The following is a 23,897-nucleotide window of genomic DNA, read 5'->3' as shown; positions in this document are numbered from 1 at the left end:
GGGTGGTAAGGGGGTGGCGTCTGTGCCTTCTTGCGCGGCTGCGGCCCCCTGCCAGGGGCCGCAGCGCGTTCGTCCGTGGGTCGTCTACTCGGTCACGTGCTCGTGGCCGTCGTGCAGCCCGCCGCCGCTGCCCGCGTCCCCGTCCGTCGGGGTGGAGACCACAGGCTTGGTGAGGGGTTCGAGGTCGTAGGCGTAGTGGCCGACGGCATCGGCGATGACGTCGATGTTGATGTCGAACGCCCGCATGTTGATGTTGTCGATGTCGTCACCGGCGGCGTGGTAGTTCACGTCGTACGCCACACCCGCCTGGCCGCCGAACTTCGCTGCCTGGGCCTCGGTCTTGATGCCCTCCGCACCGGTGAAGGTGCCCCCCGAGGGGATGCCGACCTCGATGAACGGACCGTAGTCCGAGCGGCCGGTGAAGTCGGTGCCCTCGTGCGGGATGCCCTTGGAGTCGAGGAAGTCGTTGATGCCCTTCTCCAGCTGGGCCGAGCCCTCGGGGCCGGGGCCCGCGCCGACGCCGTCGGAGTCGTCACCGTCGTAGACGAAGTAGGCGGCGTTCGGCGAGGCGATCATGTCGAAGTTCAGATAGAGCTTGATCTGCTTCTTCTGCTCTTCGGTCAGGGAGGCGACGTACGCCTCCGAGCCCACCAGTCCGAACTCCTCGGCCGACCACCAGGCGAACTTCACCTTGTTCTTGACCTTGCCCTGGGCCTTGGCCAGCTTCTGCGCGACCTGGAGGATGCCTGCCGAGCCGGATCCGTTGTCGTTGATGCCCGGGCCGTCGGTGACCGAGTCCAGGTGCGCGCCGAGGAAGACGGTGTTGGCCGCGTCGCCGCCGCGGGTCTCCGCGACGACATTGAAGGTCTTGCGGTTCTCCCGCAGTTCGCGGACGTCGAGGGTGACCTTCACCGGGCCCTTGGCCGCCTCGGCTGCCAGCGCCTCGCCGTCCGCCTGCGTGATACCGCCGGTGGGGATCTTGCCGGAGGTCGCGTCGCCCATGGTGCCGTTGAGCGGGCCCGCGGTGTTGTTGTAGATCACGGCGCCGACCGCGCCCGCCGCGTGGGCGTTGGCCTGCTTGACGGCGAAGGTGCAGCCGCCGCGCTTGATCAGGGCGATCTTGCCGGTGAAGGCGCCGGCGGCGAAGTCGGTGGGCTCGCAGCCGTTGGTGTTGTCGGCGTCGACGGGGGCGACGGCCACGTCCGCGGTCACGCCGCCCTCGGGGCTGCTGACGGTGTACGTCATCAGCTGGACGGGGATGTCGCGCGGGGTGGGCGAGACCACGGTGAGGGACTCGGCGATCTCGTCGGTGTAGACGAAGTCGAACTCGTGACGGGTGACTTTGTAGCCCGCGGCCTTGAGCACCGCCTCCACGTAGACGGCCGACAGTTCGTGGCCCCTCGAGCCGGCCACCCGGGTGTCGCCGTTGTGGTCGGCTATCGCCTGGAAGACCCTCAGGTGGCGAAAGGCACTGCTGGCGGTGGACTCCTGGACGAGTTTCCTCGCCAGTGCGTCGCCCCGGTGGGCCCAGCTCGGGCTGTCGGTGCCCGCGGTGGCGGGTCCGGCGACGATGAGGGGCGAGACGAGCGCGGCGGCGGCCAGGGTGGCGGTCACCGCCGCTCTGTGACGTGCGGACATAGTGGTCCTCTCACGGCAGGTCAACAGACAGATCGACAGTTCGGGAGAACGCGATCGAGGCACGTTAACCCTGTGACTGCTCACTGCCAAGACGAAGTTCAACTTCGGCGTCCGCACGGAGCATGCGCGATCCCTGGAGTGGCAGGGACTACTCGTACCGATACTTCAGCGAGTCCGCCTCCGCCTGTTCGATGTCCGCGATCGTCAGCTCCGGCATCCGCAGTTGGGCGAGCGTCACCTCGGCCGATGTCGGCTGGGCGTCCGCCGGCAGCCACTCCTCCGGCTTCCAGGCCGCGCTGCGCAGGAGAGACTTGGGGCAGTGCGGGTAGACCTCCTCGATCCCCACGACCAGTGCGCTGGCCGGCGGCTTGCCCACGGCGGTCAGCTGCGACAGCAACTCCGGGCGAGTGGAGACACAGGCCCGGCCGTTCACCCTGAGCGTCGTGGTGCGCCCCGGGATGACGAACAGCAGCCCGGCCCGTCCGGTGGCGACGACGTTCTGCAAAGAGTCCAGCCGCTTGTTGCCGGTCGCATCCGGTATCGCCACCGTCCGCGCGTCCAGAACGGCGACGAATCCGGCGGGGCCGCCGCGCGGAGAGACGTCACAGTTGCCCTCGGCGTCCACGCTGGCGACGAAGACCAGCGAGGAACAGCCGATCAACCGCCGGGTCTGCTCGGTGAGTTCGCTCATCTGCTTGCGTATGCCCGCGTCGCTGGGGGCCTCGTAGACCCGGCGCAGCGCTTCCTGATCGGGCACGGCATCGGCGCGGAGCGACTCGAAGGCACTGCCGGTGAGGGGTGTTGTCATGGCCCCGACCCTAGTGGGCCGACCCGCTATTGATCATGGCCGGGGCGGGCGGGGACGTGCCGACGACTACACGGGTGGCTGAGTATCGATCAGGCCGGCTCGTGCAGATCCGGCGGGCACACGTAGGCCGTCCCGGAAGGCGGGCCTTCGCATCGGCTCGCTTCAGCCCAACAACCGCGCCCGGACCGCCGCGAGGACTTCCGCACGACTGCGCGGGCCGTTGTCGGCCGCGATGAGGTGGTCGCCGATGCGCAGGGAGAACGTGATCAGGCAGCGGGCCTCGACGTCGCCCTCGTCGGGGCAGAAGGCGGCGTAGAGCCGGCGCAGATAGTCCATGCGCCGGTTGTCGGCCCGGCGCAGGCACTGCGCGACGGTGTCGTCGCGCCGGGCCCAGTCGCGGATGGCGAGTTCGACCCCGGCGTTGGTCACGGGGGTGTCGCCGGACCCGACGTAGTCGAAGAGGCGCCCGAGGCGCTCGCGGGCGTCGCCGCCGTCGCGTTCGATGCGGGCGATGACGTCTTCGGTGACTCCGCGCTCCCAGGTGTCGAGCATCTCCTCCAGCAGGGCGGCGCGGTTGCGGAAGTAGCCGTAGAAGCCGCCCTTGCTGACGCCGAGCGACTGGGCGAGGACCTCGACCCGGACGGCGTCGGGTCCGCCGGCGGCCAGCGCCCGCAAGCCCTCCTCGATCCACTTGTCCCGTGGCGTGCGGATCGCGCCCATGGTGTGTCTCCTCTCACTCGCCCCAGTGAGTATACGGAGCCGTATAGATGGGTCTATGCTCGATCTATACGGCACCGTATAGACAGGGGGTCTGTGATGAGTGACCAGCGCCTTCCCGCAACCGACCACACGTCCCGCCCATGGCGGATTCACGAGGTCGCCGGCGACTTCGGGCTCGAGGACCTGTGGCTGCTGCCGACGCCCGGCGGCCCGGACGACCTGCATCACCTGGTCGCGCAGATGGCGAACGGCAAGGACGGTCCGGACGGCGGCAACCCCGTGGGCCGCTTCCTGTTCGCGGTGCGCTGGAAGCTCGGCGCGCTGCTCGGCTGGGACAAGCCGGACTCGGGCGTCGGCGGCCGGGTGGCATCGCTGCGCGACCGGCTGCCCGACGACCTGCGTACGGGACCGCGCGGGCCCGACCTGCGCTCCGCGCCCTTCACCTCCGTCTTCCTCACCCACGACGAGTGGGCCGCCGAGTACGCCAACGGGACCATGCACGGCGTGATGCACATCGGCTGGGTTCCCGACGGCGACGGCGGCTACCGCGGCCAGATGGCCGTCCTGGTCAAGCCCAACGGCCGCCTCGGATCCCTGTACATGCTGGCCATCAAGCCCTTCCGGTACCTGGGGGTCTACCCGGCGCTGATGCGCTCGATCGGCCGGGAGTGGCGAGAGAACACAGCGCGTCGAACGGCACACTGACCCGCGTCGCCGCACCACCGGCCCTCCACGTCCCGGCCATCGCGGGCGCCGGAGCGCGTTGAGGTGTATCCAGAAGACATGGTTCCGAGACACCGCAAAACGCTGCAGCTGTCGCAGGAGCCACGTCGCGCGCTGCTGGCGATTCCGGTCGCCCTGATCCTGCTCGTCACGGTGATCGACATCCTGGCCCCGCCCAGCGTCCACCTCGGACCGTTCCTGGTCGCGGCGCCGGCGGTCACCGCCTCGTTCGCCGGGCCCTGGGCCACCGCGGCCATCGGCGCCCTCGCCGTTACGGCCCAGGCCGTCGTGGCGGTCGTACGCACCAGCCTCACCGACCTCAACCACAGCTTCCAGATCATCACGCTGATCCTGATGTCCGTGCTGGTGACCTCGCTCGCCGCCCGGCGCGAGCGCCACGAGAAGGAGCTGACCCAACTGCGGTCCGTGGCGACCGCGGCGCAAGAGGTCGTGCTCAAACCCCTCCCCCACCGGGTGGGCCCGCTGCGTATCGCCTCGCTCTACCTGGCCGCCGACTCCGAGGCTCAGATCGGCGGCGACCTGTACGCCGCCGCCCGCACGGAACGGGGAACCCGCTTCGTCATCGGTGACGTCCGGGGCAAGGGCCTCGAGGCGGTCGGGGACGCCGCGCTCCTGCTCGGCGCGTTCCGGGGCGCGGCCCACCGGCGGGCCGACCTGTCCTCACTAGTCACCTTCCTGGAGGGCACCGTCTCCTCGGACCTGGACGATCCCGCGGCACTGGAATCCGCGGCCGAGGACCGCGGCGAGGCCTTCATCACCGCCGCCATGCTGGACATCCCCGACGACGAACCACTCCTCCACCTGATCAGCTGCGGCCACCCCCCTCCCCTGCTGCTGCGCGGCGGCCGGATCAGCCTCCTCACGACCCGCCGGCCCGCCCCGCCGCTGGGGCTGACCGAATTCGCGAACGCCGACCTGACCACGCAGGCGTTCTCGTTCGAGCTGGGTGACATCGTGCTGCTGTACACCGACGGTGTCATCGAGGCCCGCGACGGAAACGGCACGTTCTACCCGCTCGCGGAACGGCTCGCCGCCAGGCCGGTGCAGGACGACCCCGACGCGCTGCTTCAGCGGCTGAGCAGGGACCTGCTGCACCATGTCGGCGGCCGTCTCGGCGATGACGCCGCCATGGTGGCCATCGAACGGATATCACTGCCGCCCTGATACGGCGGCCTCCCCCTGCCTCTTGCGCACCTCTTGGTATCGCCCGAGGAAGCCGAAGGCGCCGTCGCGGACCTCGTAGAGGAAGCTCGTGTTCTCCGTGTCCAAGAGACGGGTCCTCGGATCGAAGCTGATCGTTTTCGCGATGCCCTCGTAGCGCTGGCGGAACAGCGCCGCGGCGAGGGCGCCCCGCCCCACCGTGCCCTGCCCGACCAGCCCGCCGAGGGTCTGGGCGATCAGGCCCACGGCGTCGTACGCCTCCGCCGCCCAGGGGGCCGGCTGGGCGCCCCAGCGCTCGCGGTGGGCGGCGGCGAAGCGGGCCGCGGGTCCGGAGGCCGCCGCGGTGGTGGCCGTACGGGCGGAACCGAAGACCCAGCCCTCGGCGGCCTGTTTCGCCTCGCGCAGGAACTCCGGGTCCATCACCTGTTCGACCGTGGCCCTCGCTCCTTCGAAGCCGGCCTCGGCCAGCTGCCGGGCCACCTTGGCAGCGCGCACGGGCGAGGTTCCGGCATAGACCACCGCGCCGGGCCGCGTGGCCAGGGCCGCGGTGACCGCGGCCGTGACGTCGTCCTCGTCGGCGTCAAGGGAGTGCACCGTGGTCGTCCCCTCGGAGGGCGGCGCCTCCGTCAGGTCTCTGGCCAGGCCCTCGGCGATCTCACCGCCCGCGAGGTCGCGCACCACGGCGAGGCGGCTCACCGAGCGCACGCTGGTCAGGTAGTGCAGCACCGGCAGCGTCTGCATCGCCCGGGTCGCCCGGGTCACGCACAGGGTGGGCTTCACCAGCGGTGACAGCGCGCCGCCGTCGCAGGACACCAGCACCATCGCCGTCCCGGCCGCCGTGTAGAGCGGCTCGGCGGTGGTCACCGTCGCCTCGGACATGGGGCCGATCACCGCGGCGACCGCCGACGAGCCGGACAGCAGCCCTCGGGCGGCGGTGCTCGCCCGGCTTGCCCGGCCGCGGTCGTCGGCGGTGCGCAGGGCGAGCCTGAACGGGGCGTCGGATCGGGCGTTGTGTGCCTCTACGGCCAGCAGGGCACCGCGCCGGGTCGCTTCCCCGGTCGCCTTGCCGGGGCCCGTCAGGTCGGCGTGCAGCCCCAACGTGTACAGGGGGCGGGTGTCCGGCTCCGCCGGCGAACGGCGGTTGAGGTACATCGCGGCGGCCGTGCCGGACACCGCGACCAGCGCACCCGCGCCGCCGGCCAGCAGGAACCGACGGCGTGAGGTGGTGGGGCGGTCGCCGGGCTCGGCCGGCCGGGTGACCGGAAGGTCCGGGTCCGTCGGCGCCGCCTGTGCGGTGCGCGGGGGCGGGTCGAGGGCGCGTGCGGAACGGTCCGCGATCAGCCGTAGCACTCCCGGCGGGAGCCAGTCGGAGGGCCCCGTCCCGCTGCCCGTGCCCGGCTCCGTCGAGTCCGCGGGCATCCCCCAGGCTCGCAGTCGGCGCGGGTCGGGAGTGTCCCGCGCCGCCGACAGGGCCGCCGCGACCTCGCCCGCCGTGGGGCGGACGGTGGCGTCGCGCGACAGGCAGCGGACGATCATGTCTCGTGCGGGCTGCGGCAGTTGGCGCAGCCCGTCGAGGTCGGGTTCCTCGTGCACCGTGCGGTACAGGACGGCGAGCGCGTCGCCCCCGCCGAAGGGCGGGCGGCCGGAGGTGGCGTAGGCCAGCACGCAGCCGAGGGAGAACACGTCGCTCGGCGGCCCCACCTCGTCGCCGTACTGGCGGGTCTGTTCCGGCGAGAGGTAGCCGGGCGTGCCGACGATGGTGTCCGCCGAGGTGAGCGCGGTCGCTCCGGCGCCCCGCGCGATGCCGAAGTCGATCAGGCGGGGGCCGTCACGCGTCAGCAGCAGGTTGCCGGGTTTGACGTCCCGGTGCACCAAGCCCGTCGCGTGCACCTCGGCGAGGGCCTCGGCCAGCCGCGCGCCGAGCGTGAGGACCGACGCCGGGGGCAGCGGCCCGCACACGGTCACCGCCTCCGCGAGCGCCGGGCCCGCCACGAAGTCCGTGGTCAGCCAGGGTTCCCTGGCCTCGGCGTCGGCCGCCCGCACGGGCACCGTCCAGTGACCGGTGAGCTGTCCGGCGAGGGCGGCCTCGCGGCGGAAGCGGGCCCGGAAGGCCGGGTCGGCTGCGTGTTCCGCGCGAATGACCTTCAGGGCCACCAGTTCGCCGGTACCGGTGCGGGCCAGGTACACGACCCCCATGCCGCCCGCGCCGAGGCGGGCCAACAGCGTGTGCCCGCCGATCTCGAAGGGGTCGTCCGCTCGTAGCGCCTGCATGCCGGGGCCTCAGACTCCCTCGACCGTGAGCGACTTCGCATACCGGAAGCGGCCGTCGCGCACGCGGTACAGGTACACGTTCTCGGCGTTCAGCCAGCCGCGCTCGTTGAAGGAGTACGTCCCGGCGATGCCCTGGTACGTCGCCTTGCCCAGGGCGTCGGTGAGGGCGTCCCGTGACGGACGCCGGGCGCCGGACCCGGCGAGCGCGGTGAGCCGGTCGATGACGAGCCGGACCGCGTCGTACGTCTCCACCGCCCAGGGACCGGGCCGGGTCTGGTGGCGTCGCTCGTAGGCGGCGGCGAAGGTACGGCCGGCTGAGGCCGCCGGATCGGAGCAGGACAGCACGGCCTGCCAGCCCTCCGCCGCCTTGCCGGCCGCCGCGAGGAACGCCTCGCCCGCCGAACAGGGGTCGAGGAAGCGCGGTCCGGTGAACCGCCGGGCGCGCAGGAACCTGGCGACCTCGGCGGCGCGTTCCGGGGTTCCCGAGTAGTAGACGCTGTCGGCGCCGCGGGCCAGCAGGTTCCGGACGACGGGTGTGCCGTCGGCGATGGAGGCGGGGACCACCCTGTGAGTGACGGGCAGTTCGGCGATGCCCGCGGGCCCGTGCATCATCTGGGCCGGTTCCCAGCCGCTGATCCTGCCCGCCCGGTCGATGACCATGCCCAGGTGTCCCGCCCGCTGTTGCACCAGGGCCAGCACCACACCGAACGCGGTGTAGCTGTTCAGGGGCGCGGCCCGGAAGTAGTGCTGGGGACTGCGTGCAAGCGCCGTCGACATGGCGCCGATGGACAGCTCGGACACGGCCAGCAACGGCAGCCCGGCGTTCTCGTAGAGGTCCACCACCGGTGCCGTGGGCGCGCCGGTCGGGCCGAACACGGCGAACACGTCCCGGTTCTCGCACAGCCGTCGCGCCGCCGCCCGGGCCCGCTTCAGGTCACCGCCGTCGTCCTCGACCCGCAGGACCAGTTCGAAGGGCCTGTCCTTACGGGCGTTGTGCTCGGCCACCGCCAGCCGGGCCGCCCGTTCCTGCTCGCGTCCCGCCGTCTTCGCCGGGCCCGACAGATCGGCCTGAACGCCTAGCACCCACTGCCGTCTCGCCCTCACCCGTCCGCCGGCCGACGCGTCGTCGCGCAGAAGCGCCCACGCGCCCGCGCCGGCGCCCGCCGCGAGCAGCGCGCCGCCGGCCGCCAGCGACAGCACCCGCCGACGGCCGGGTTCCGACGGCCCGGCGGCCCCGGCCGTGGGAGCCGCGTGGGGCGCGTCGGCCATCGTGGCCTGCACTCCCGGCAGCGACAGCAGTCCGGCCGCGCGGTCGGCGATCATCCGGACCACGGCGTCCGGGAGCCAGTGGATGTCCGAGCCCACCCCGCCGGGCGCCAGTGCGGCATCGGCCTGGGCGGCCGTCGGCCGGGCGGCAGGGTCCTTGGCCAGGCAGCTCTCCAGGAAGGCGCGCAACGGAGCGTCGGTGATGCCCTGGAGATCCGGAGCGTCGTGGACGGCGCGGTAGAGCAGGGCGCCACTGTCGCCCAGGCCGAACGGCGGCCGTCCGGTGGCGGCGTACGCGAGGACGCAGCCGAGGGAGAAGACGTCGCTCGCGGGCGTGACCAGCTGTCCGCGGGCCTGCTCGGGCGACAGGAAACCCGGGGAGCCGACCACCAGCCCGGTCGCCGTCAGCGCGGTCGGCTCGCCTACGGCCCGCGCGATACCGAAGTCGATCAGACGTGGTCCGTCCAGGGCGAGCAGGACGTTGCCGGGCTTGACGTCACGGTGGACCAGCCCCGCGCCGTGCACCGCGTGCAGCGCCCGCGCCAGTACGGCGCCCAGGATCCGCACCGCGCCGGGCGGCAGCGCGCCGCAGGTGGCCACCGCTTCGGCGAGCGAGGGCCCGGGGACGAAGGCCGATGCCAGCCAGGGCGCCGGGGCGTCCGGGTCGGCGGCCAGGACACGGGCCACCCAAGGGCCCTGCACCCCTCGCGCGGCGGCCACCTCGCGCGCGAACCGAACCCTGAACTCCGGCTGTTCGGCGTACTCCGGCTGGATCACCTTGAGCGCGGCCAGCTCTCCCGCCGGAGTGCGGGCCAGGTACACCACACCCATCCCGCCCGCTCCGAGCCGCCCGAGCAGCCGGTTTCCGCCCAGGTGCGAGGGGTCGGAGGGCAGCAGTCGCTCCATCACATGCCCTCCGCAATGCCGACGGCGGGGGTGCGCGCGGCGAATCCCGGTACGGTGTGCGCGGCCGATCCCGGAACGGTGTGCGCGGCCGGATCGGCCTTGGAGCCCGTCCCGTCGACAGGCCGCCCGATCTTCGCCTCCGCCCGCAACAGCATCCGCGGCACGGGGCCGTTGACCTCCTCCAGGAGCCCTCGTGCGTCCCAGCCCTCCCCCGCGCAGGCCGACATCGACACCACGACGGGACCGAACGTGGCCTGCTGGTACTGGTACGGGAAAGGCCCGCCGTCGCCAGGGCTCGAGCAACTGCCCATCTCGAACAGGGAGTCCTCCGCGTAGTTGTTGCCGGCCTCGCCCCACACGGAGGCGTTGGAGAACAGATTGGACAGCTTCCTGCCCTCGCTCAGGGTCTGTTCGGAGCAGCTCAGCGCCTCCTCCAGCATTCCGGCCTGCTCCCACGCCGCGTCGGCGGTCTCCGGATGCACGGTGACGGTCACCGACATCCGTACCGCGCCCTTGCCTTGGGCGGCTGGGAGGACGAAGTGCCGGGTGAGGGTGGCCAGTACGCGCTCGGGCAGCGGTTCACGCTGCCACACGCAGCTGTCGTCGAGCACCGACCAGGTCTTCGGATCGCTCTCGTAGGGCGAGTCGCGTCTCGTCTCGACGCCGAACAGTTCGGGACCGGCGATCACCTCGCGGATCAGCTTCCTGGCCGCCTCCTGCGTCCGCGGCATCCTGGCGGGGTCGGCCTCCACGGTCGGCGCGGGAGCGGGCGCCGGGTCGTCCTCGGCACCGCTCGCCCGTGTGGCGGCGGGCTTGCCCGACGCCCTGTCGCCCGAGTCCTTGCCGGTCTGCTCCCTCGTACAACCAGATGTCAGCACGACAGCCGACACCGCAATCCCCACAGCGCACCGAAGTCTCACCGACGCGTGCTTCATCCGTTCCGCCCCCCGCGGTTCGTTCCCCCCTTGCATGGCCGGCCTGGCCGCCGACAGCATGCAACACCGCCCCCAGCATGCACTGTGCTGTTGCACCGTCGTCGCCGGGTCGGAGAAATCCTGGTGCACAGCGCCCCCACGGACACCCGTGCGCGTGACGCGGTCGGCACGGGTGTCCGGGGCGAGAACGGCGGGTACTCCCGCCCCCTCGGCTGTCAGCCCTGGAGCCCCGTCGGCTGTCAGCCCTGGAGCCACCACGGGCTGCTGTAGGCCACGCCCCAGTCGTTGCAGGGGTGGCCGGCGGGGCCCGGCGAGGCGTTGGCCTGGGTGGGGTCGGAGACGCGCAGAACCACCCAGTTGCCGTCAGCGGAGTTCATCGGGACCGTGAACTCGGTGACCCGGCCGGCGGTGGTGGGGATGACGTCGACGACGGTGGGGGCGCTGCTGCCCGGGCGCAGCACCTGGATGTTGAGGGTCTTGCCGATCCACTCGGCGCCCCGGTCCAGGTCGACGGCGAACTTGACGTCCCCGGCGGTCACGGGCACGTCGCCGCCCATCCGTATGCCGTTGGCGGTGGCGTCCAGGCGCAGCCCGGAGACACGGGTGGCGAAGAACCGCCGGGCGCGCATGGCGGCCAGGACGCCGGCCCGGGTGTTCTCGGTGACCCACAGTCCGCTACGGCCCTTGCCCTCGGGGAAGCCCCAGTCGGTGCCGTGCTCGTCGGTGACGCCGGTCAGGCCGGTGCGCCAGTCGGCGTTCAGACAGGCGACGAGCGGGGAGGACGCGCCGGAGGACCAGCCCTCGAAGAGGTAGTCGTCACCGCGGTTGAACATCTCCAGGCTGACCATGCGGTCACGTACGGCGGAGTTGTAGGCGAAGTTGTTGAAGCGACCGCTCTCCCGGCCCGGGTGGTTGAAGCCGGCGATGGCGTCCTTGTCGTCGAGCCAGTTGAAGTACGCGCTCATGCTGGGCGCGAGTGACATGTCGACGTAACTGTCGGAGAACCACACGTTGGAGTGGCCGAGGATCGCGTGGGTCCATTCGAAGCCGCGGATGGCGGTGTAGACCCCGGGGACGTTGGCGGCGTTGGCCAGGTCCGCGGTGCGCTTCCATTCGGAGGAGCTGAGACCGCCGATGGTGAACACGCCGCTGTGGTCGGTGAGTGCGGCGACGTCGAGGCCGGCGCTGCGCATCGAGGCGAAGGCGAGGGCGGGGTCGCCGTCGCCGTCCGACATGGTGGTGTGGTTGTGCAGGTCGGCGTGGACCAGGGTGGTCCCCGAGGTGATCAGCGAGGTGCGTGATGCTCCTCCGGCCGCGAGGGCGGCGACACCGTTCGCCGCGGCGGTGTTGGTGGTGGCGGCCTGCGCGGTGCCGGGTGCGGCGGCCATGAACAGCATGCTGCCCGCCGTCACGCCGAGCACCGAACGCCGACTGGGGCCACCCTCGCCGACCGCGTAGCCCTTGCCCTGAGGGCGGTCGTGGTGATGTCCGTGGTGAGGATCGTGACTGTGGTGGTGTCTGTCGTCTCCCATACGCCCATCCCACCGCTTTGGCAGGAACATGGCCACAATGAGCACGCTCCGAGGCGTGAACGTTTGATGACCTCGCCACGCGTACAGGTCGTTGAGCCCTTCTCTGGCAGCGGCGTCCTGCGCAGGAAAGCGCCCGCCTCGGATTGTCAGTGCCTGTTCATAGGACCCGGCGGGCCGCAGTAGGCGGTGAGGAATGGGACGATCGAGTCTGCAGCATGCATCATCACAGGGAGTCGCGTGCCACCCTTCGTCTATCGGATCACCAAGTACGATCCGGCCGATCGCGACGAGCACGGCCACTACATCGGCGGTGAAGAGCCGACCAGCGACCACGGGGCAGTGGAGTCCGCCTACTTGCAGGCTGTCGCTGCCTTCGCCGCGGCTTCCGACGTCGACCGGCTCGCCATTCGCGAGCCACAGATCGCCAGTTACGTGCATTTCGGCCTGGAGCCGGCCGTCGAAGGCCACGGACTGGCCGGACTCTTCCCATCCGATCTCAGCGGCTTCCACGACGGCGCGGAGGTCTCCCTCAGCGTCGCACTGGAGCTGGTGCGGGCCATGCTCCGCGACAACGGCGCCTGGTGCCGCCTGGAATCCGGAGACGCGTTCGCGGTGCACGTCGGGTGGGACCAGTACGTCTACGTCCGCAGCGACAAGCCCTGCGAAAGTGCCGTCGCACGGACACTGGCACTTGGGCTGTTCCCGGAACGATTGCGGGCCTCAGCCTACGAACCGGACCTGGACGAGCCCGGCGAACAGCGCCCCGCCGACGGGGACTTCTGGGACCGCTTGCGCTGGTCGATCGCGACTCGGGAGGCGGCCCTGTTGGAGGAGGAGTACGTCGACAACGCCTCCCGCTGGCACCGCCTCACCGAGGACACCCTCGACGCCGTGCGCGCCGGGCTCACCCCGCGCGCCAAGCTGGTTGTCTGGCCGGACCTGTTCACCGACGTCCCGACCGTTCTCGCCGCGCTTCCCGAGGAGGGCGTGGTGGAAGTCGTATGGGAGAACGAGAACGGGGCGATCACCAGCACCATCGTCGACGAAACGGAATACCCCGCGCTGACCGCCCACCTCGTGGGCGCCCGGGCCGCTGCCGCCCTGCCCCTGGACGTTGACTCGCGGCACCCGTTGTTCACGGCTGTGCTGCCCGACAGTGACGGCGTTCTGCGGGCGAGGTGGCGGACCGAGCCGACCCCCGGCGACCGGAACTGGGCCTTTCTCAAGACTCTTCACCTCGGTCAGATCGCGACCGGCACGGTCACGGAGGTCGCCCACTTCGGCGTCACCTTCGTGGACATCGGGGGCTTCACCGCAATGATCAACGTTCCGGAGTTGTCCTGGCGGCCAGTCGATCACCCGACCGACGTCGTCACCGTCGGCCAGGAAATCTCGGCCGAGGTCCTCGACGTCGACATGATGAGAGAGCGGGTGTCACTGTCGCTGAAGGCATTGCAGACGGATCCCTTGGCAGAGCTCGTAGAGCAGGTCGGCAGAGTCGTGAGTGGTCTCGTGACCATGCTCGTGCCGTTCGGCGCGTTCGTCCGTATCGAGGACCGGCGCGACGGCTTCCAAGGGCTCGTACCCACCACCGAGTTGCGCGAAGAGCCCTTGGCCCTCCCGGACGACATGGTCCAAGTCGGCGACTCCCTGCTCGTGAAGATCCTCGACGTCGACCTCAACCGCCGACGCATCGCCCTCTCCCATGTGCAGGCCCTCACACAGGAAGGGACAGCATGACCACCGTCAAAGACATCGACGTACGTGGCGCACAGCATTGTGAGACGACCGCTCTCGGCGTGCTGCTGCGGCATCAAGGGCTCGATCTGTCCGAGCCGATGCTCTTCGGCCTCGGCTCGGGCCTGTCCTTCGTCTACTGGGACAGCAAGAGCATGCCCTTCCCCTTCCTTGGTGGACGGGTCAAGCCCTTCGATCTCACCACCAACCTGACCACCAGGCTCGGGCTGGATCTCCTGGTCCAGGAGACCACCTCCCCACGCAAGGCCTGGGCGAATGTGACGGCCCTCATCGACGCGGGCCACCCCGTCGGCCTGCAACTCGACAGCTACTACCTGGACTACTTCGGATCGAAGGTCCATTTCGGCGGCCACGTCGTCGCCATGTACGGCTACGACGACCACCGTGCCTACCTGATGGACACCGACCAGCAAGGCGGAGCCGTCTCCACCAGCCTGACCAGCCTCGCCGAGGCCAGGGCAGCGCGCGGTCCGATGACCGCCAAGCACCGGTCCTTCTCCATCACCGTGCCGGAGAACCTGCCCTCCCCGCAGGACCAGGTCATCCCCGCCATCACCGCCTGCGCCGACGCCTTCCTCAACCCGCCCATCGCCAACCTCGGTTACCGCGGCATCGAGAAGGCAGGCAAGCTCGTACGCACATGGCTCCGGCGGACCGACGACCCGCAGCGCGACCTGCCGCAGGCGGCGCTCCTGATGGAGAGGGCAGGCACCGGCGGGGCCCTGTTCCGCAACCTCTACCGCGACTTCCTCGCCGAGTGCGCCCAACTCCTCGGCAGCAGCCACCTCCACACCGGCCACAGGCTGTACGCCGAGGCAGCCGCCATGTGGACGGAGACGGCGGCACTGATCACAAAGGCCGGCGAGACAGGCGATGAGCAGTACCTCGCACAGGCAGGCACCGCCCTCGCCGATGTGTCACGGATCGAGCGCGAGGCCATGCAGCGGCTCAGCCTCATGGGGCGCGAGTCATGCTGATCCGCTGAGACAGCTCTTCGAAGAACTGTTGGAGGCTGCCCGCCGCGAGGTCGAACTGGCCGGACCGAGAGGCCGTGGTGGACCGCCAGACCCGTCCGGAGCCTGCCAGCGCGAACAGGTGGCCGCCGCCGTCGCTGGCGAAGACCAGGGCGGACTCTTCCCCGTCGATCCGGATCAGCCCGTACTCACGGACGTGGCTGGCGGTTGTCGAGGCAGGATGGACCAAGTGGCCGAAGTGGACGTCTGGCAGGCTGATTTCTTCGACCACCCAGTACAGCGTGGTCAGGTCCGACGGGATCGGCGTCAGTTCCACCAGCGCGTCCGTGGCCCCGTGGCTCTCGTCCGTCGCGAGCGTGACCGCGTTGATCCCTGGCGGGTAGCCGTGCCGTTCTTCGAACGACCCCCTGAGTCCCGACAGTTCAGAGTGCGTGCGCTCGCACCACCCGCGGAGCCATCCGATGTCCAGCCGCCCGTCCGTCACTCCCGGCCCCTTCCGCGCGTACGGACGAACGTACCGGAGCGTTCGCGCACGCGCGGTCGGGGTTGGCACGGGGCCGGGGAGCACGTCAGGAAGCGTAGGTCTCGAACTCGGCTACCTTCGGGGTACCGGTGGCACCGGTGATCTCGAAGGTGATCTTGCTGAGTGAGGTCTGCGGGAAGGTGATGACGCCCGCGCCGCTGCCGGAGGTCAGGACGGCTCCGGTGTCCGCGTTGAGGACGCGCCAGGAGCCGATGACTCCGCTGGCTCCGGATGGCTCACGGATGTTGATTTTGGACACCGTGGTGGCGGAACCCCACTTGATGGAGACGGAACCGGTCGAGCCGCTCGGCGACCAGTACGTGCTCATGCTGCCGTCGCGGACGTTGCCGTAGCTGGTGCCGTCGGCCTTGCTGGAGCCGTCGGAGCCGGCACCGATGCTGAGGTTCGTCCCAGAGGGCTGGGTCGGAGTCGGCGTGGGCGTGGGAGTCGGCGTGGGCGTGGGAGTCGTGGTCGGAGTCGGCGCGGGGGTCTGCGGTGTGCAGTTGCCGTCCGAGACCTGCAGACCGGTACCGGCGCCCGCCGTGCGGCTCACCACGTCGGGTACGCACGAGGCGGCGTCCAGCGCGTACGAGTAGGGGATGCTGACCGTGGTGTTGGACTGCGGGTTCGGGCCTGCGGGGTAGTTGTCCGTCCCGGTGGCGGACCAGGTGACGTTGTCGAAGACGTTGCCGCTGACCTGCCAGTAGCCGCGTTGATCGGTGTAGAAGGTACCGAGGACGTCCTTTGAGTCCTCGAAGTAGTTGTTGTCCACCTTGGCCTTGGCACCGGCGCGGGAGTTGATGCCGGACTCGTTCAGGCTCACGTAGTGGTTGTTGTACATGTGGGCGGTGCCGCCGCGCAGCAGGGGTGCGCGGGAGTCGATGTTCTCGTACCGGTTGTGGTGGAAGGTGACGTAACCGTTGGAGAGATCGCTCTCGCTGGATCCGATCAGGCCGCCGCGGCCGGAGTTGCGCAGGATGCTGTACGAGAGCGTCACGTACTGCGTGTTGTCCTTCATGTCGAAGAGGCCGTCGTAGCCCTCGGACTCCCCGCCCGAGGCCTCCAGGGTCGCGTGGTCGACCCACACGTTGCGGACGTCGCTCTCCATGCCGATCGCGTCGCCGCCGTTGGACGTGGGCGAGCCCGACTTCTTCACGTTCCGGACGGTCACGTTCTGGATGATGATGTTGCTGGACTCCCTTATGTGGATGCCCAGTTGATCGAATACGGCGCCGCTGCCGACGCCGACCAGCGTGACGTTGCTGATCTGCTTGAGTTCGATCACACCGTCGGCCGTGTTGCAGCTCGTGCCCGACACCTTGGCGGTGTTGCCGTGGTTGATGGTGCCCTCGACCTGGATGATGATCGGCGTGCTGCTACTGGCCCGGGCGCACAGGGCCGCGTGGATCTGGGTGCCCGTGGTGGCGCGGACGGTCTGTCCGCCGGCCCCGCCGGTGGTGCCGCCGTTCTGGGTCGCGTAGCCGGTGACCCCGCCGGTCGCCGCCGACGCCTCGGGCATCGACAGGGCCACACCGCCCGCGACCGCCAGGGCCGTCACGACCGACGCGGCGGAGAGCCGCAGTGCGACTGGTCTTCTCATTGCCGTCTCCTGAGTTCGCCGTGGTTCGTGTAAGTGATTCCTTTGGTGCGTGTTTGCTGTGGTGCGTGATGCGGCCATCCCCGGAGGGAAAGCGCTTTCTGGCCGCAGACGATAGGGGCCGCCTAAGGGACTGACAAGACTGGTGACAGAATCTGGTTCACATTCCCGAACAGGCGCCCCGGCGAGGCGCGCGCGGAGGTGGAGGCCCATCGGGCGGAATCCATCACCATTCAGCGGGTCAACCCAGGCCAGGGAGCCAGCGGCTAGAGGTTCGGCACAGCGACTCGATCAGCAAGGTCGTACATGAACATGAACGTGAGCTTGAGCATGAACGCCTCGCCGTGACTGTCAGCGGCCCCTGGGACCCTGCTGCCCGCCCGCACCCCGTCGTGCGTTGTTGTACAGGCGCAGCAAGTGCTTGGCGACCGCGCACGGCACGGTGTCGGCGTAGCACTGTCGGCAGGTGCGCAGGTGGTGCTCGTAGTCGGCGTGGGCTTGCTGGAGGGCATCGCCTTGAGACGGCATCGGGATCCTCGGAATTGCTGACAGAAGGAGAAGAGAAAAGAGGGCGGATGCCGAGGTGATCGCGAGGGACGCTCGCGGGAAGTGCACCCGCGAGAGAAGTGGATCATGTTACTTGTGGTACAGGGAAGTCGAGCTCTGACAGCGGTCCGCCTTGCAATCCGGGCATAGGCTGTTGCTCATGACGCAAGACGATGGGGAGCTGGAGAGTCTCGTCCGCAAGCGCGTCCGCGCCCTGCGGGTGGCCCAGGGCTGGTCACTGGGGGAACTCGCCACCCGCGCGAACATGAGCCAGTCGACACTGAGCCGCATCGAGAACGGCCAGCGGCGCCTCGCCCTGGACCAGCTGGTCGGACTCGCCCGTGCCCTCGACACCACCCTGGACCAGCTCGTGGAGACCGCCTCCGACGATGTCGTCTCCAGCCCGATGATCGACAGCGCGCACGGCCTGATGCGCTGGGCCATGAAGGCCGAACCCGGCATGGCCGTCATGCGTCAGCGCATGACCGCACCGCCGCCGGACAACCCCGCGCGCATGCGGGCCCATCCCGGCCGTGAATGGCTGGTCGTCCTGTCCGGCACCGCGGTCCTCATGCTGGGTCACCGGCGCTTCCGCGTGGAGACCAACCAGGCCGCCGAGTTCCCGACGATGCTGCCCCACGCCATCGGCGCGGAAGGCGGGCCCTGCGAGATCCTGGGCATCTTCGACCGTGACGCCCGCCGCGGCCACCAGCGCGCCGGCCAGGTCGGCCGGGACAGCGAACCGGAGGGCATCTGATCGAGCCCGGTACGGGGGCGGGTTTGCGCGCCGAGCACCTGCAGCGGCCACCTTCTTGCCAAAACTGGGAAGCAGTGTGCCGTAGAAGCATGGCCGCCCTAGCGTGAACCGCATGAACCACGCGCACCCGCACTCCCACACCGCCCACCACACCGGTCACGCCCACCACGCCCGCCCCGGGGCACAGGCCGGGCACCATGCCGATGCCGACGGCCTGGCGGAGATCCTCGACCTGGACGCGCACGTCCTCGCCGACCACACCGCCGCCATCATCCAGTGGCTGCCCCTCGCGTCACCTCCCAGCACGATCGTGGACCTGGGCTGCGGGACAGGGGCGGGCACCTTCGCCCTCCTCGACCGCTTCCCCCAGGCACACGTCACCGCCGTCGACGCCTCGGCCACGCACCTCCAGCGCCTGCGGGACAAGGCGGTCGCCCGCGGTGCGGAAGCACGGGTACGGACCGTGCAGGCGGACCTCGACGCGGACGACTGGCCCGACCTGGGGGCCCCGGACCTGGTGTGGGCGTCGGCCGCGATGCACCACATGGCCCGCCCGGACAGCGCCCTGCGCGCCGTCCACCGTCTCCTCTCCCCCGGCGGGCTCTTCGCCGTGGTGGAACTGTCCGGCCAACCCCGCTTCCTGCCGGCGGCAGCTCCCGAGGAACGCCCGGGCTTGGAGGAGCGCTGCCACGAGGCGGCGGAGCACCTCCACGCCGAACACCTACCGCACCGCGGCGCCGACTGGGGCCCGAAGCTGACCGAGGCCGGGTTCACCGTCGAAGGCGAGCGCACGATCACCGTGAACATCGACGGCTCCGAGCAGCCGGACATCGGCGCCTACGCCCTCGGCGTCCTGCAGCGCGTGCGCCACAGCGTGGCCAACTCCCTCGCACCGCAAGACCTTGCCGCGCTCGACCGGCTGCTCGACATCGACGGTCCCGGGAGCATCCTGCGCCGCGACGATCTCGCCGTACGCACCGAGCGCACCGTCTGGGCCGCGCGCCGCACCGGCTGAGCCTCGCGCCCTGTTCCGGCCCTCAACTCTTCAGGCAACGGTCACCGTTTCGCAGTGGAAGCCCCGACGACGCGATTCCTAAGATCACCGCGTGCGACGGCGACGAGTACTCGTACTTGGCTTGGCCGGCCTGCTGGTGGCGGGCGCGGCCATTGGGATCTACTCCTACGGTTCCTACTTCGGCTGGTGGGCCCGCCCGACCGTCCACGACGCGCCGGAGGCGAAACCGGCGTCCGTGGAGCCGGTCGCGAGGGGGCTGCGGCTTCCCTTCGACCTGGCGTGCCTGCCCGACGGGTCGGCGCTGGTGACCGAGCGGGAGAGCGGCCGCCTGCGGCAGGTCACCCCGGACGGCAAGCTCACCGATGTCCGGACGATCGAGGACATCGCGGAGCCGGTTCGCCAGGCCGGACTGCAGGGGGTGGCGGTCTCTCCCACCTACGAACAGGACCGCTGGGTCTACGTCTACTACACCACCGCCAAGGACAGCCGGGTGAGCCGGCTGCGGCTGGACTCGTCGGCTCCGCCCGAGCCGATCCTGACCGGCATCCCCAGCGGTGAGATCCACAACGGCGGGCGGATCAGGTTCGGCCCGGACGGCATGCTCTACGTGACCACCGGGGAAGCCGACGTCCGTTCCAAGGCCCAGGACCGCGACGACCTCGGCGGCAAGATCCTGCGCGTCACGTCGGAGGGCGAGCCCGCACCGGGCAACCCGATCAAGGGCTCACCGGTGTACAGCTGGGGATGGCGCGACCCGCAGGGGCTCGCCTGGGACGACAAGGGCCGGCTCTACGCCTCCGAGTTCGGCCACCACAACCTCGACGAGCTGAACCAGGTGAAACCCGGCGCCAACTACGGCTGGCCCGAGCTGGAAGGCACCGGCGGGGAGCCCGACTTCACGGACCCGATAGCGACCTGGAAGCCCGAGGACGCCTCACCCAGTGGGATGACGTTCCATGACGGCCGGATCTGGGTCGCCTGCCTGCGCGGGGAGCGGCTGTACCGGATCGCCACCGACGGTTCGAAGCCCGAGCAGTTGCTGACCGGCCAGTACGGCCGGCTGCGGCTCGTCACGGAGGCCCCGGACGGCTCGCTGTGGGTACTGACCAACGGCCGCACCGGCCCCGACTACGACCTGATCCTCCGCGTGATCCCGTGACCTCGCTCCTCCAGCGGGACCCAAACACGTCTCCCGGACATGCCTCCCGGTCAGAAGATCTTCCGGCCGGTGACGCGGAGCCGTAGCGCCTGGCCGCCGCTCTTGAGGAGCATCTTGCGGACCGTCGGGTCGCCGTGCCGGGTGAGCCAGAGCGCGGTCTTGGCGATGACCGGGGGCTTGGGGCTCATGAAGTGCACCGAGCGCTTCTGGAAGCCGAACGGCTTGGGCATGAAGTTGGCGCTCTCGAGGACGTCCCACAGGGTCTCGGCCGCCTCATGGGCGGTGATCTTGCCCGCCTGATGCGCGTCGACCTGCGCGACCATCGTGTCGAACAGGTGCTTGTAGCCCTCGTGGTCAGGCCAGTCGTAACCGAGGTACTGGCCCTTTTCCAGGTCCTTGAAGTGCTGGTCGTCGCCGTCCTTCTGGAACTTCGTCAGGCCGGACCGGGCGCGGAAGGTGCCGAAGTTGTTGCCCCACACCCAGACCCGGAAGACGGCCTTCCAGAACTCGAAGTGGTCGAACGCGGTGTACCCGCTGTTGACGATCTCGTCGTTGAAGTGGAAGCGGGCGCGCTGCCACTCGTCGTAGTCGCTGAAGCGCTCGGCGGAGAAGTCGCCGTCCTGGCACGCCCTGATCAGGCGCCAGGCGAGCCGGTTCACCGCGTCGCCGGTGTTGGCGAGGCCGTAGGAGAACAGCGGGTCGATGAAGCCGGCGGCGTGGCCCAGCAGCGCCCAGCGGTCGCCCACGGTGCGCTTGGTGGAGTACTGCAGCCGGTCGGCGCTGACCCACTCGCGGACCGGGGTGATGCCGGCGTACTGCCGTTCGATGTCCGGGAAGCGGGAGGTGATGGAGGCGAAGTCCTCCTCGATGGAGTGGTGGGGGTTCCTCGGGTAGACCCGCGGGTCGACGGTGAGCCCGATGGAGCACAGCGGGTTCCGGGACAGAGGGGTGTTGTCGAAGCCGATCACCCAGGCCCACCCGCGGCGGAACGTGTGGTGAACGGTGCCCTCGTACCAGGGCACCGGAGGGCGGTGCTCCGGCTTGCGGTCCCACAGGTCGTCGGTGTGGGTGATGCCGTGGACGTGAGTGAACATCGACCGCGACTGGTGCTTGAACACCGGGTCTCGTCGCGCAGTGCGAACTTCTCCGCGATCGGCGAGCGGTGGCCGCTCGCGTCGACGACGTAACGGGCGCGGAATTCCTCGCCCCGCTCGCCGTGCAGGGTGACGCCGGAGTCCTCGAAGTCGATGTCGGCGACCCGGAAGTCCTGCAGCGGGGTGCAGCCGCACTGGACCGCCAGGTGGAAGACGAAGGCGTCGACGTCCTGGCGGTACAGGTGGTGCGCCTCGTGCAGCAGCCCGGGGGTGTGGAACTCGTTGGTCTCGCGCGGGTCTTGTGGCTTGCCCTCCTCGTGGCGCAGGAAGCCGAAGTGCGTCTTCGTGCCGAACGTCGGGCCGATCGTCCTGGCGCAGTCCTTCAGGGTGCACAGCGTCGTCAGTTCGGGCACGTCGTAGCGGGCGGCGATGATCCTCTGGGACACATTGGTGTACGGGATCGTGGCCTCGCCCACGGCGAAGCGCGGGTGTACGCCCGCGTCGATCAGCAGCACCTTGATGCCGTTGCGGGCCAGCGCCGCGCCCAGCATGGAGCCGCCCATGCCGGCGCCGATGACGGCAACGTCGAACCGTGTGGTCTGCGGGCTCATCGGGTGTGTGCTCCTCGGAGTGAGAGGGCCAGGAGGACGGCGGCGCGTGAGGCGGCCGACGGGACCGTGGCGCGCGAGGCGGCCGACGAGAGCGCGACGGGGGTGACGGTCATCAGTGCCTCGGCGCCAGCGGCGAGCGCAGGCCGCGGCCCACGACCGGCCAGGTCGCGACGGTGTGCTTGAGCTTCTCGCCGCGGCCCGACTCGTCGGGGGACACGCGGTTCTTGCCGAGGAAGGAGAGGCCCTCGGCCACGAGCCGGCCGACCGGCTCGGGTGCGTCGTCGCGCGCCCACCGCTTGGTGCCGGCGGTTTTGCGCGGGCCGGCGTCGAACCAGCGGTTCGACGTGTCCGTGAGGCGGAAGGCCGGCGGTACGAAGTCCGCCCTGTGCAGGGCGGCGAGGATGTTGCCCGCCGCGATGTCGCCGGTCTGTCGGCCCTCCCTGACGGACCGCAGCTGATCGCTCACGTAACCGAACAGCTGCCGCACCGGCGGGTGGTCGGGGACCGCTCCGACGGGCGCCCGCCCCTCCAGACGGGCCGGGTCGGCGAGATCGTGCGCGTCCCTCAGGTGCGCGTACGCGCCGCTGATCTCGAACGTGGCGAGGATCTGGCCGAGCGACCAGACCCGCAGCCAGGTGTCCCACAGCCGGAAGTCGGAGAACGACGTGTAGGCGTCGGCGGCCAGATCGTCGTTGCTCCCGAGCAGCCCCAGCTCCAGCTTCTCGACGTCGTGGAAGCGCTCGACCGAGAAGTCGTCGTCCTTCAGCGCCGCCAGCAGCCGCCCCGCCAGCACGTTGATGATCTCGAACGAGTTGCCGAGGTCGCGGGTGAACAGCGGGTCCACGAAGCCCGCGGCGTGCGAGGTGAGGCACCAGCGCTCGCCGACGGTCCTGGACGAGGCGTACTGCTGCCGTCCCGTGCGCGTCCAGGGGCGTACGGCGACGGCGTCCGTGAACTGGCTGCGGATGTCGGGGAAGCGGCTGATGAAGGAGCGGAACTCCTCCTCCGGCGTGCCGTCGAAGTCGGGGTGGACGCGCGGATCGAGGTTGAGCCCCACGCTGACCAGCGGGTTGGTGGTGCGGGCGTGGTTGTTGAACGGGATCACCCACATCCAGCCGCCTTCGAAGACGTGGTGCAGGGTGCCCTCGCTCCACGGTGTGGGGTGGCCGTGGGCGATCCGAGGCAGCAGGTCGTCGTACGCCGTCACGTTCAGCATGTGCGTGGACAGTGAACGCGAGTGGTGCCGCAGGACCGGCGCCTCCTCACGCAGCCCGAGCCGGGACGCCAGCGGGGAGCGCGCGTCGCTCGCGTCCACGACGTAACGGGCCCGGTACGTCGCGCCGCGCTCGTCGGTGAGCGTCGTGCCGTGCGGATCGAAGGCGACGTCCACGATCCTGGTCCGCTGGCGGATCCTCGCGCCGTACTTCACCGCCACGTTGAGCATCCAGGCGTCGATGTCCTGACGGAAGAAGTGGCTGCCCGCGTGGCCGGTCCACGGCCCGGTGAACTGGTGGCATTCCTCGAGACGCTGCCGCTCGCCCTCGCGGTGGTACAGGAACCCGAAGTTCTTCCCCACGCCCGAGGTCGTGGCGATCTTTCCGTGGACGTTCTCGAACGTGGTGAGGTACTTGATCTCCGGCACGTCGTAGCGCTCGCTCACGAGCCGCATCAGCATCGCGGTGTACGGGGTCGTCGACTCCCCGCATGCGAAGCGCGGGTGGCTGCCGGCGTCGACGACGAGGACGCTCGCGCCGCCGCGTGCCAGGACTGCCGCCAGCGCGGTCCCGGAAAGCCCTGAACCCAGGATCGCCACGTCGATGTCGGGCTGCTCGGCCGGCCTTGCGGACTGGGCCACTTCGGCCATGAATGCCTCCGGATCTCG

19 protein-coding genes are annotated in these 23,897 nt (G+C 70.3%); 7 read left to right on the top strand and 12 right to left on the bottom strand.

Annotation, left to right across the window (positions count from 1 at the left end; translation table 11 throughout):
- Positions 1 to 84: 84 nt before the first annotated feature.
- The 3 genes from AC068Z_RS06835 to AC068Z_RS06825 form a co-directional block, all read right to left on the bottom strand.
- Entirely contained in the window at positions 85 to 1,638 is a 1,554-nt protein-coding gene (locus tag AC068Z_RS06835) for a M28 family metallopeptidase (RefSeq protein ID WP_478553005.1), read from the bottom strand.
- 148 nt (positions 1,639 to 1,786) lie between these two features.
- Entirely contained in the window at positions 1,787 to 2,446 is a 660-nt protein-coding gene (locus tag AC068Z_RS06830) for an MSMEG_1061 family FMN-dependent PPOX-type flavoprotein (RefSeq protein ID WP_478553003.1), read from the bottom strand.
- Positions 2,447 to 2,608: 162 nt separating this feature from the next.
- Positions 2,609 to 3,166: a TetR/AcrR family transcriptional regulator gene (locus AC068Z_RS06825; protein ID WP_478553001.1), complete on the bottom strand. Its 558-nt coding sequence runs from the start codon at positions 3,164 to 3,166 to the stop codon at positions 2,609 to 2,611.
- A gap of 96 nt (positions 3,167 to 3,262) precedes the next feature.
- Between AC068Z_RS06825 and AC068Z_RS06820 the strand changes: the two genes are divergently transcribed.
- Positions 3,263 to 3,871 carry a DUF2867 domain-containing protein gene (locus tag AC068Z_RS06820; protein ID WP_478552999.1) on the top strand — a complete coding sequence of 203 codons (609 nt, stop codon included), beginning with the start codon at positions 3,263 to 3,265 and terminating at the stop codon, positions 3,869 to 3,871.
- Between the two features lie 78 nt (positions 3,872 to 3,949).
- Entirely contained in the window at positions 3,950 to 5,074 is a 1,125-nt protein-coding gene (locus tag AC068Z_RS06815) for a PP2C family protein-serine/threonine phosphatase (protein ID WP_478552997.1), read from the top strand.
- On the opposite strand, the gene AC068Z_RS06810 is transcribed toward AC068Z_RS06815, so the two are convergent.
- The 4 genes from AC068Z_RS06810 to AC068Z_RS06795 all read right to left on the bottom strand — a co-directional run bounded on the left by AC068Z_RS06810 (position 5,060) and on the right by AC068Z_RS06795 (position 11,981).
- Entirely contained in the window at positions 5,060 to 7,342 is a 2,283-nt protein-coding gene (locus AC068Z_RS06810) for a bifunctional serine/threonine-protein kinase/ABC transporter substrate-binding protein (RefSeq protein WP_478552995.1), read from the bottom strand. The two genes, AC068Z_RS06815 and AC068Z_RS06810, sit on opposite strands and share 15 nt — an antisense overlap.
- A 9-nt stretch (positions 7,343 to 7,351) precedes the next feature.
- Positions 7,352 to 9,514, bottom strand: coding sequence for a bifunctional serine/threonine-protein kinase/ABC transporter substrate-binding protein (locus tag AC068Z_RS06805; protein WP_478552993.1), 2,163 nt, complete (start codon positions 9,512 to 9,514; stop codon positions 7,352 to 7,354).
- The gene (locus tag AC068Z_RS06800; protein ID WP_478552991.1) at positions 9,514 to 10,404 is read right to left on the bottom strand and encodes a hypothetical protein; all 891 of its coding nucleotides are present in this window, start codon (positions 10,402 to 10,404) and stop codon (positions 9,514 to 9,516) included. Before AC068Z_RS06800 ends, AC068Z_RS06805 begins: the two co-directional genes overlap by 1 nt.
- Positions 10,405 to 10,688: 284 nt before the next feature.
- Positions 10,689 to 11,981 carry a CehA/McbA family metallohydrolase gene (locus AC068Z_RS06795; RefSeq protein WP_478552989.1) on the bottom strand — a complete coding sequence of 431 codons (1,293 nt, stop codon included), beginning with the start codon at positions 11,979 to 11,981 and terminating at the stop codon, positions 10,689 to 10,691.
- A 237-nt stretch (positions 11,982 to 12,218) separates the two neighbouring features.
- On the opposite strand from AC068Z_RS06795, the gene AC068Z_RS06790 reads away from it, so the two are divergent.
- A complete protein-coding gene (locus AC068Z_RS06790; protein ID WP_478552987.1) occupies positions 12,219 to 13,721 on the top strand; it encodes a S1 RNA-binding domain-containing protein in 1,503 nt (500 codons plus the stop codon).
- Positions 13,718 to 14,716 carry a BtrH N-terminal domain-containing protein gene (locus tag AC068Z_RS06785; protein WP_478552985.1) on the top strand — a complete coding sequence of 333 codons (999 nt, stop codon included), beginning with the start codon at positions 13,718 to 13,720 and terminating at the stop codon, positions 14,714 to 14,716. The genes AC068Z_RS06790 and AC068Z_RS06785 overlap by 4 nt, the downstream gene beginning before the upstream one ends.
- Here the strand turns inward: AC068Z_RS06785 and AC068Z_RS06780 are convergent.
- The 3 genes from AC068Z_RS06780 to AC068Z_RS06770 all read right to left on the bottom strand — a co-directional run bounded on the left by AC068Z_RS06780 (position 14,694) and on the right by AC068Z_RS06770 (position 17,361).
- A complete protein-coding gene (locus tag AC068Z_RS06780) occupies positions 14,694 to 15,197 on the bottom strand; it encodes a hypothetical protein (protein ID WP_478552983.1) in 504 nt (167 codons plus the stop codon). The two genes, AC068Z_RS06785 and AC068Z_RS06780, sit on opposite strands and share 23 nt — an antisense overlap.
- Before the next feature lie 85 nt (positions 15,198 to 15,282).
- The gene (locus AC068Z_RS06775; RefSeq protein ID WP_478552981.1) at positions 15,283 to 16,836 is read right to left on the bottom strand and encodes a pectate lyase family protein; all 1,554 of its coding nucleotides are present in this window, start codon (positions 16,834 to 16,836) and stop codon (positions 15,283 to 15,285) included.
- A gap of 348 nt (positions 16,837 to 17,184) precedes the next feature.
- Entirely contained in the window at positions 17,185 to 17,361 is a 177-nt protein-coding gene (locus tag AC068Z_RS06770; protein WP_478552979.1) for a hypothetical protein, read from the bottom strand.
- A gap of 178 nt (positions 17,362 to 17,539) precedes the next feature.
- Here AC068Z_RS06770 and AC068Z_RS06765 point away from each other — a divergent pair, with 178 nt between their 5' ends.
- The 3 genes from AC068Z_RS06765 (at position 17,540) to AC068Z_RS06755 (ending at position 20,310) form a co-directional block, all read left to right on the top strand.
- On the top strand, positions 17,540 to 18,136 hold the full coding sequence (locus AC068Z_RS06765; protein ID WP_478552977.1) for a helix-turn-helix domain-containing protein: 597 nt from the start codon (positions 17,540 to 17,542) through the stop codon (positions 18,134 to 18,136).
- 112 nt (positions 18,137 to 18,248) lie between these two features.
- Entirely contained in the window at positions 18,249 to 19,151 is a 903-nt protein-coding gene (locus tag AC068Z_RS06760; RefSeq protein WP_478552975.1) for a class I SAM-dependent methyltransferase, read from the top strand.
- A 91-nt stretch (positions 19,152 to 19,242) separates the two neighbouring features.
- Positions 19,243 to 20,310, top strand: a complete 1,068-nt coding sequence (locus AC068Z_RS06755; RefSeq protein WP_478552973.1) for a PQQ-dependent sugar dehydrogenase — start codon at positions 19,243 to 19,245, stop codon at positions 20,308 to 20,310.
- A 964-nt stretch (positions 20,311 to 21,274) separates the two neighbouring features.
- Here the strand turns inward: AC068Z_RS06755 and AC068Z_RS06750 are convergent.
- On the bottom strand, positions 21,275 to 22,015 hold the full coding sequence (locus AC068Z_RS06750; RefSeq protein ID WP_478552972.1) for an NAD(P)/FAD-dependent oxidoreductase: 741 nt from the start codon (positions 22,013 to 22,015) through the stop codon (positions 21,275 to 21,277).
- Positions 22,016 to 22,127: 112 nt separating this feature from the next.
- Positions 22,128 to 23,879 (bottom strand): NAD(P)/FAD-dependent oxidoreductase, encoded by a 1,752-nt coding sequence (locus AC068Z_RS06745; protein ID WP_478552970.1) that lies wholly within the window; start codon positions 23,877 to 23,879, stop codon positions 22,128 to 22,130.
- Between the last annotated feature and the right edge of the window lie 18 nt (positions 23,880 to 23,897).

Source organism: Streptomyces sp. NPDC043726 (assembly GCF_056436565.1).
This window is presented reverse-complemented; position numbering and strand designations above follow the sequence as displayed.

Excerpts from the sequence above, each read along its gene's own strand:
- AC068Z_RS06835 (WP_478553005.1), bottom strand. The coding sequence starts at position 1,638 with ATGTCCGCACGTCACAGAGCGGCGGTGACCGCCACCCTGGCCGCCGCC.
- AC068Z_RS06830 (WP_478553003.1), bottom strand. The coding sequence starts at position 2,446 with ATGACAACACCCCTCACCGGCAGTGCCTTCGAGTCGCTCCGCGCCGAT.
- AC068Z_RS06825 (WP_478553001.1), bottom strand. The coding sequence starts at position 3,166 with ATGGGCGCGATCCGCACGCCACGGGACAAGTGGATCGAGGAGGGCTTG.
- AC068Z_RS06820 (WP_478552999.1), top strand. The coding sequence starts at position 3,263 with ATGAGTGACCAGCGCCTTCCCGCAACCGACCACACGTCCCGCCCATGG.
- AC068Z_RS06815 (WP_478552997.1), top strand. The coding sequence starts at position 3,950 with ATGGTTCCGAGACACCGCAAAACGCTGCAGCTGTCGCAGGAGCCACGT.
- AC068Z_RS06810 (WP_478552995.1), bottom strand. The coding sequence starts at position 7,342 with ATGCAGGCGCTACGAGCGGACGACCCCTTCGAGATCGGCGGGCACACG.
- AC068Z_RS06805 (WP_478552993.1), bottom strand. The coding sequence starts at position 9,514 with ATGGAGCGACTGCTGCCCTCCGACCCCTCGCACCTGGGCGGAAACCGG.
- AC068Z_RS06795 (WP_478552989.1), bottom strand. The coding sequence starts at position 11,981 with ATGGGAGACGACAGACACCACCACAGTCACGATCCTCACCACGGACAT.
- AC068Z_RS06785 (WP_478552985.1), top strand. The coding sequence starts at position 13,718 with ATGACCACCGTCAAAGACATCGACGTACGTGGCGCACAGCATTGTGAG.
- AC068Z_RS06775 (WP_478552981.1), bottom strand. The coding sequence starts at position 16,836 with ATGAGAAGACCAGTCGCACTGCGGCTCTCCGCCGCGTCGGTCGTGACG.
- AC068Z_RS06770 (WP_478552979.1), bottom strand. The coding sequence starts at position 17,361 with ATGCCGTCTCAAGGCGATGCCCTCCAGCAAGCCCACGCCGACTACGAG.
- AC068Z_RS06765 (WP_478552977.1), top strand. The coding sequence starts at position 17,540 with ATGACGCAAGACGATGGGGAGCTGGAGAGTCTCGTCCGCAAGCGCGTC.
- AC068Z_RS06760 (WP_478552975.1), top strand. The coding sequence starts at position 18,249 with ATGAACCACGCGCACCCGCACTCCCACACCGCCCACCACACCGGTCAC.
- AC068Z_RS06750 (WP_478552972.1), bottom strand. The coding sequence starts at position 22,015 with ATGAGCCCGCAGACCACACGGTTCGACGTTGCCGTCATCGGCGCCGGC.
- AC068Z_RS06745 (WP_478552970.1), bottom strand. The coding sequence starts at position 23,879 with ATGGCCGAAGTGGCCCAGTCCGCAAGGCCGGCCGAGCAGCCCGACATC.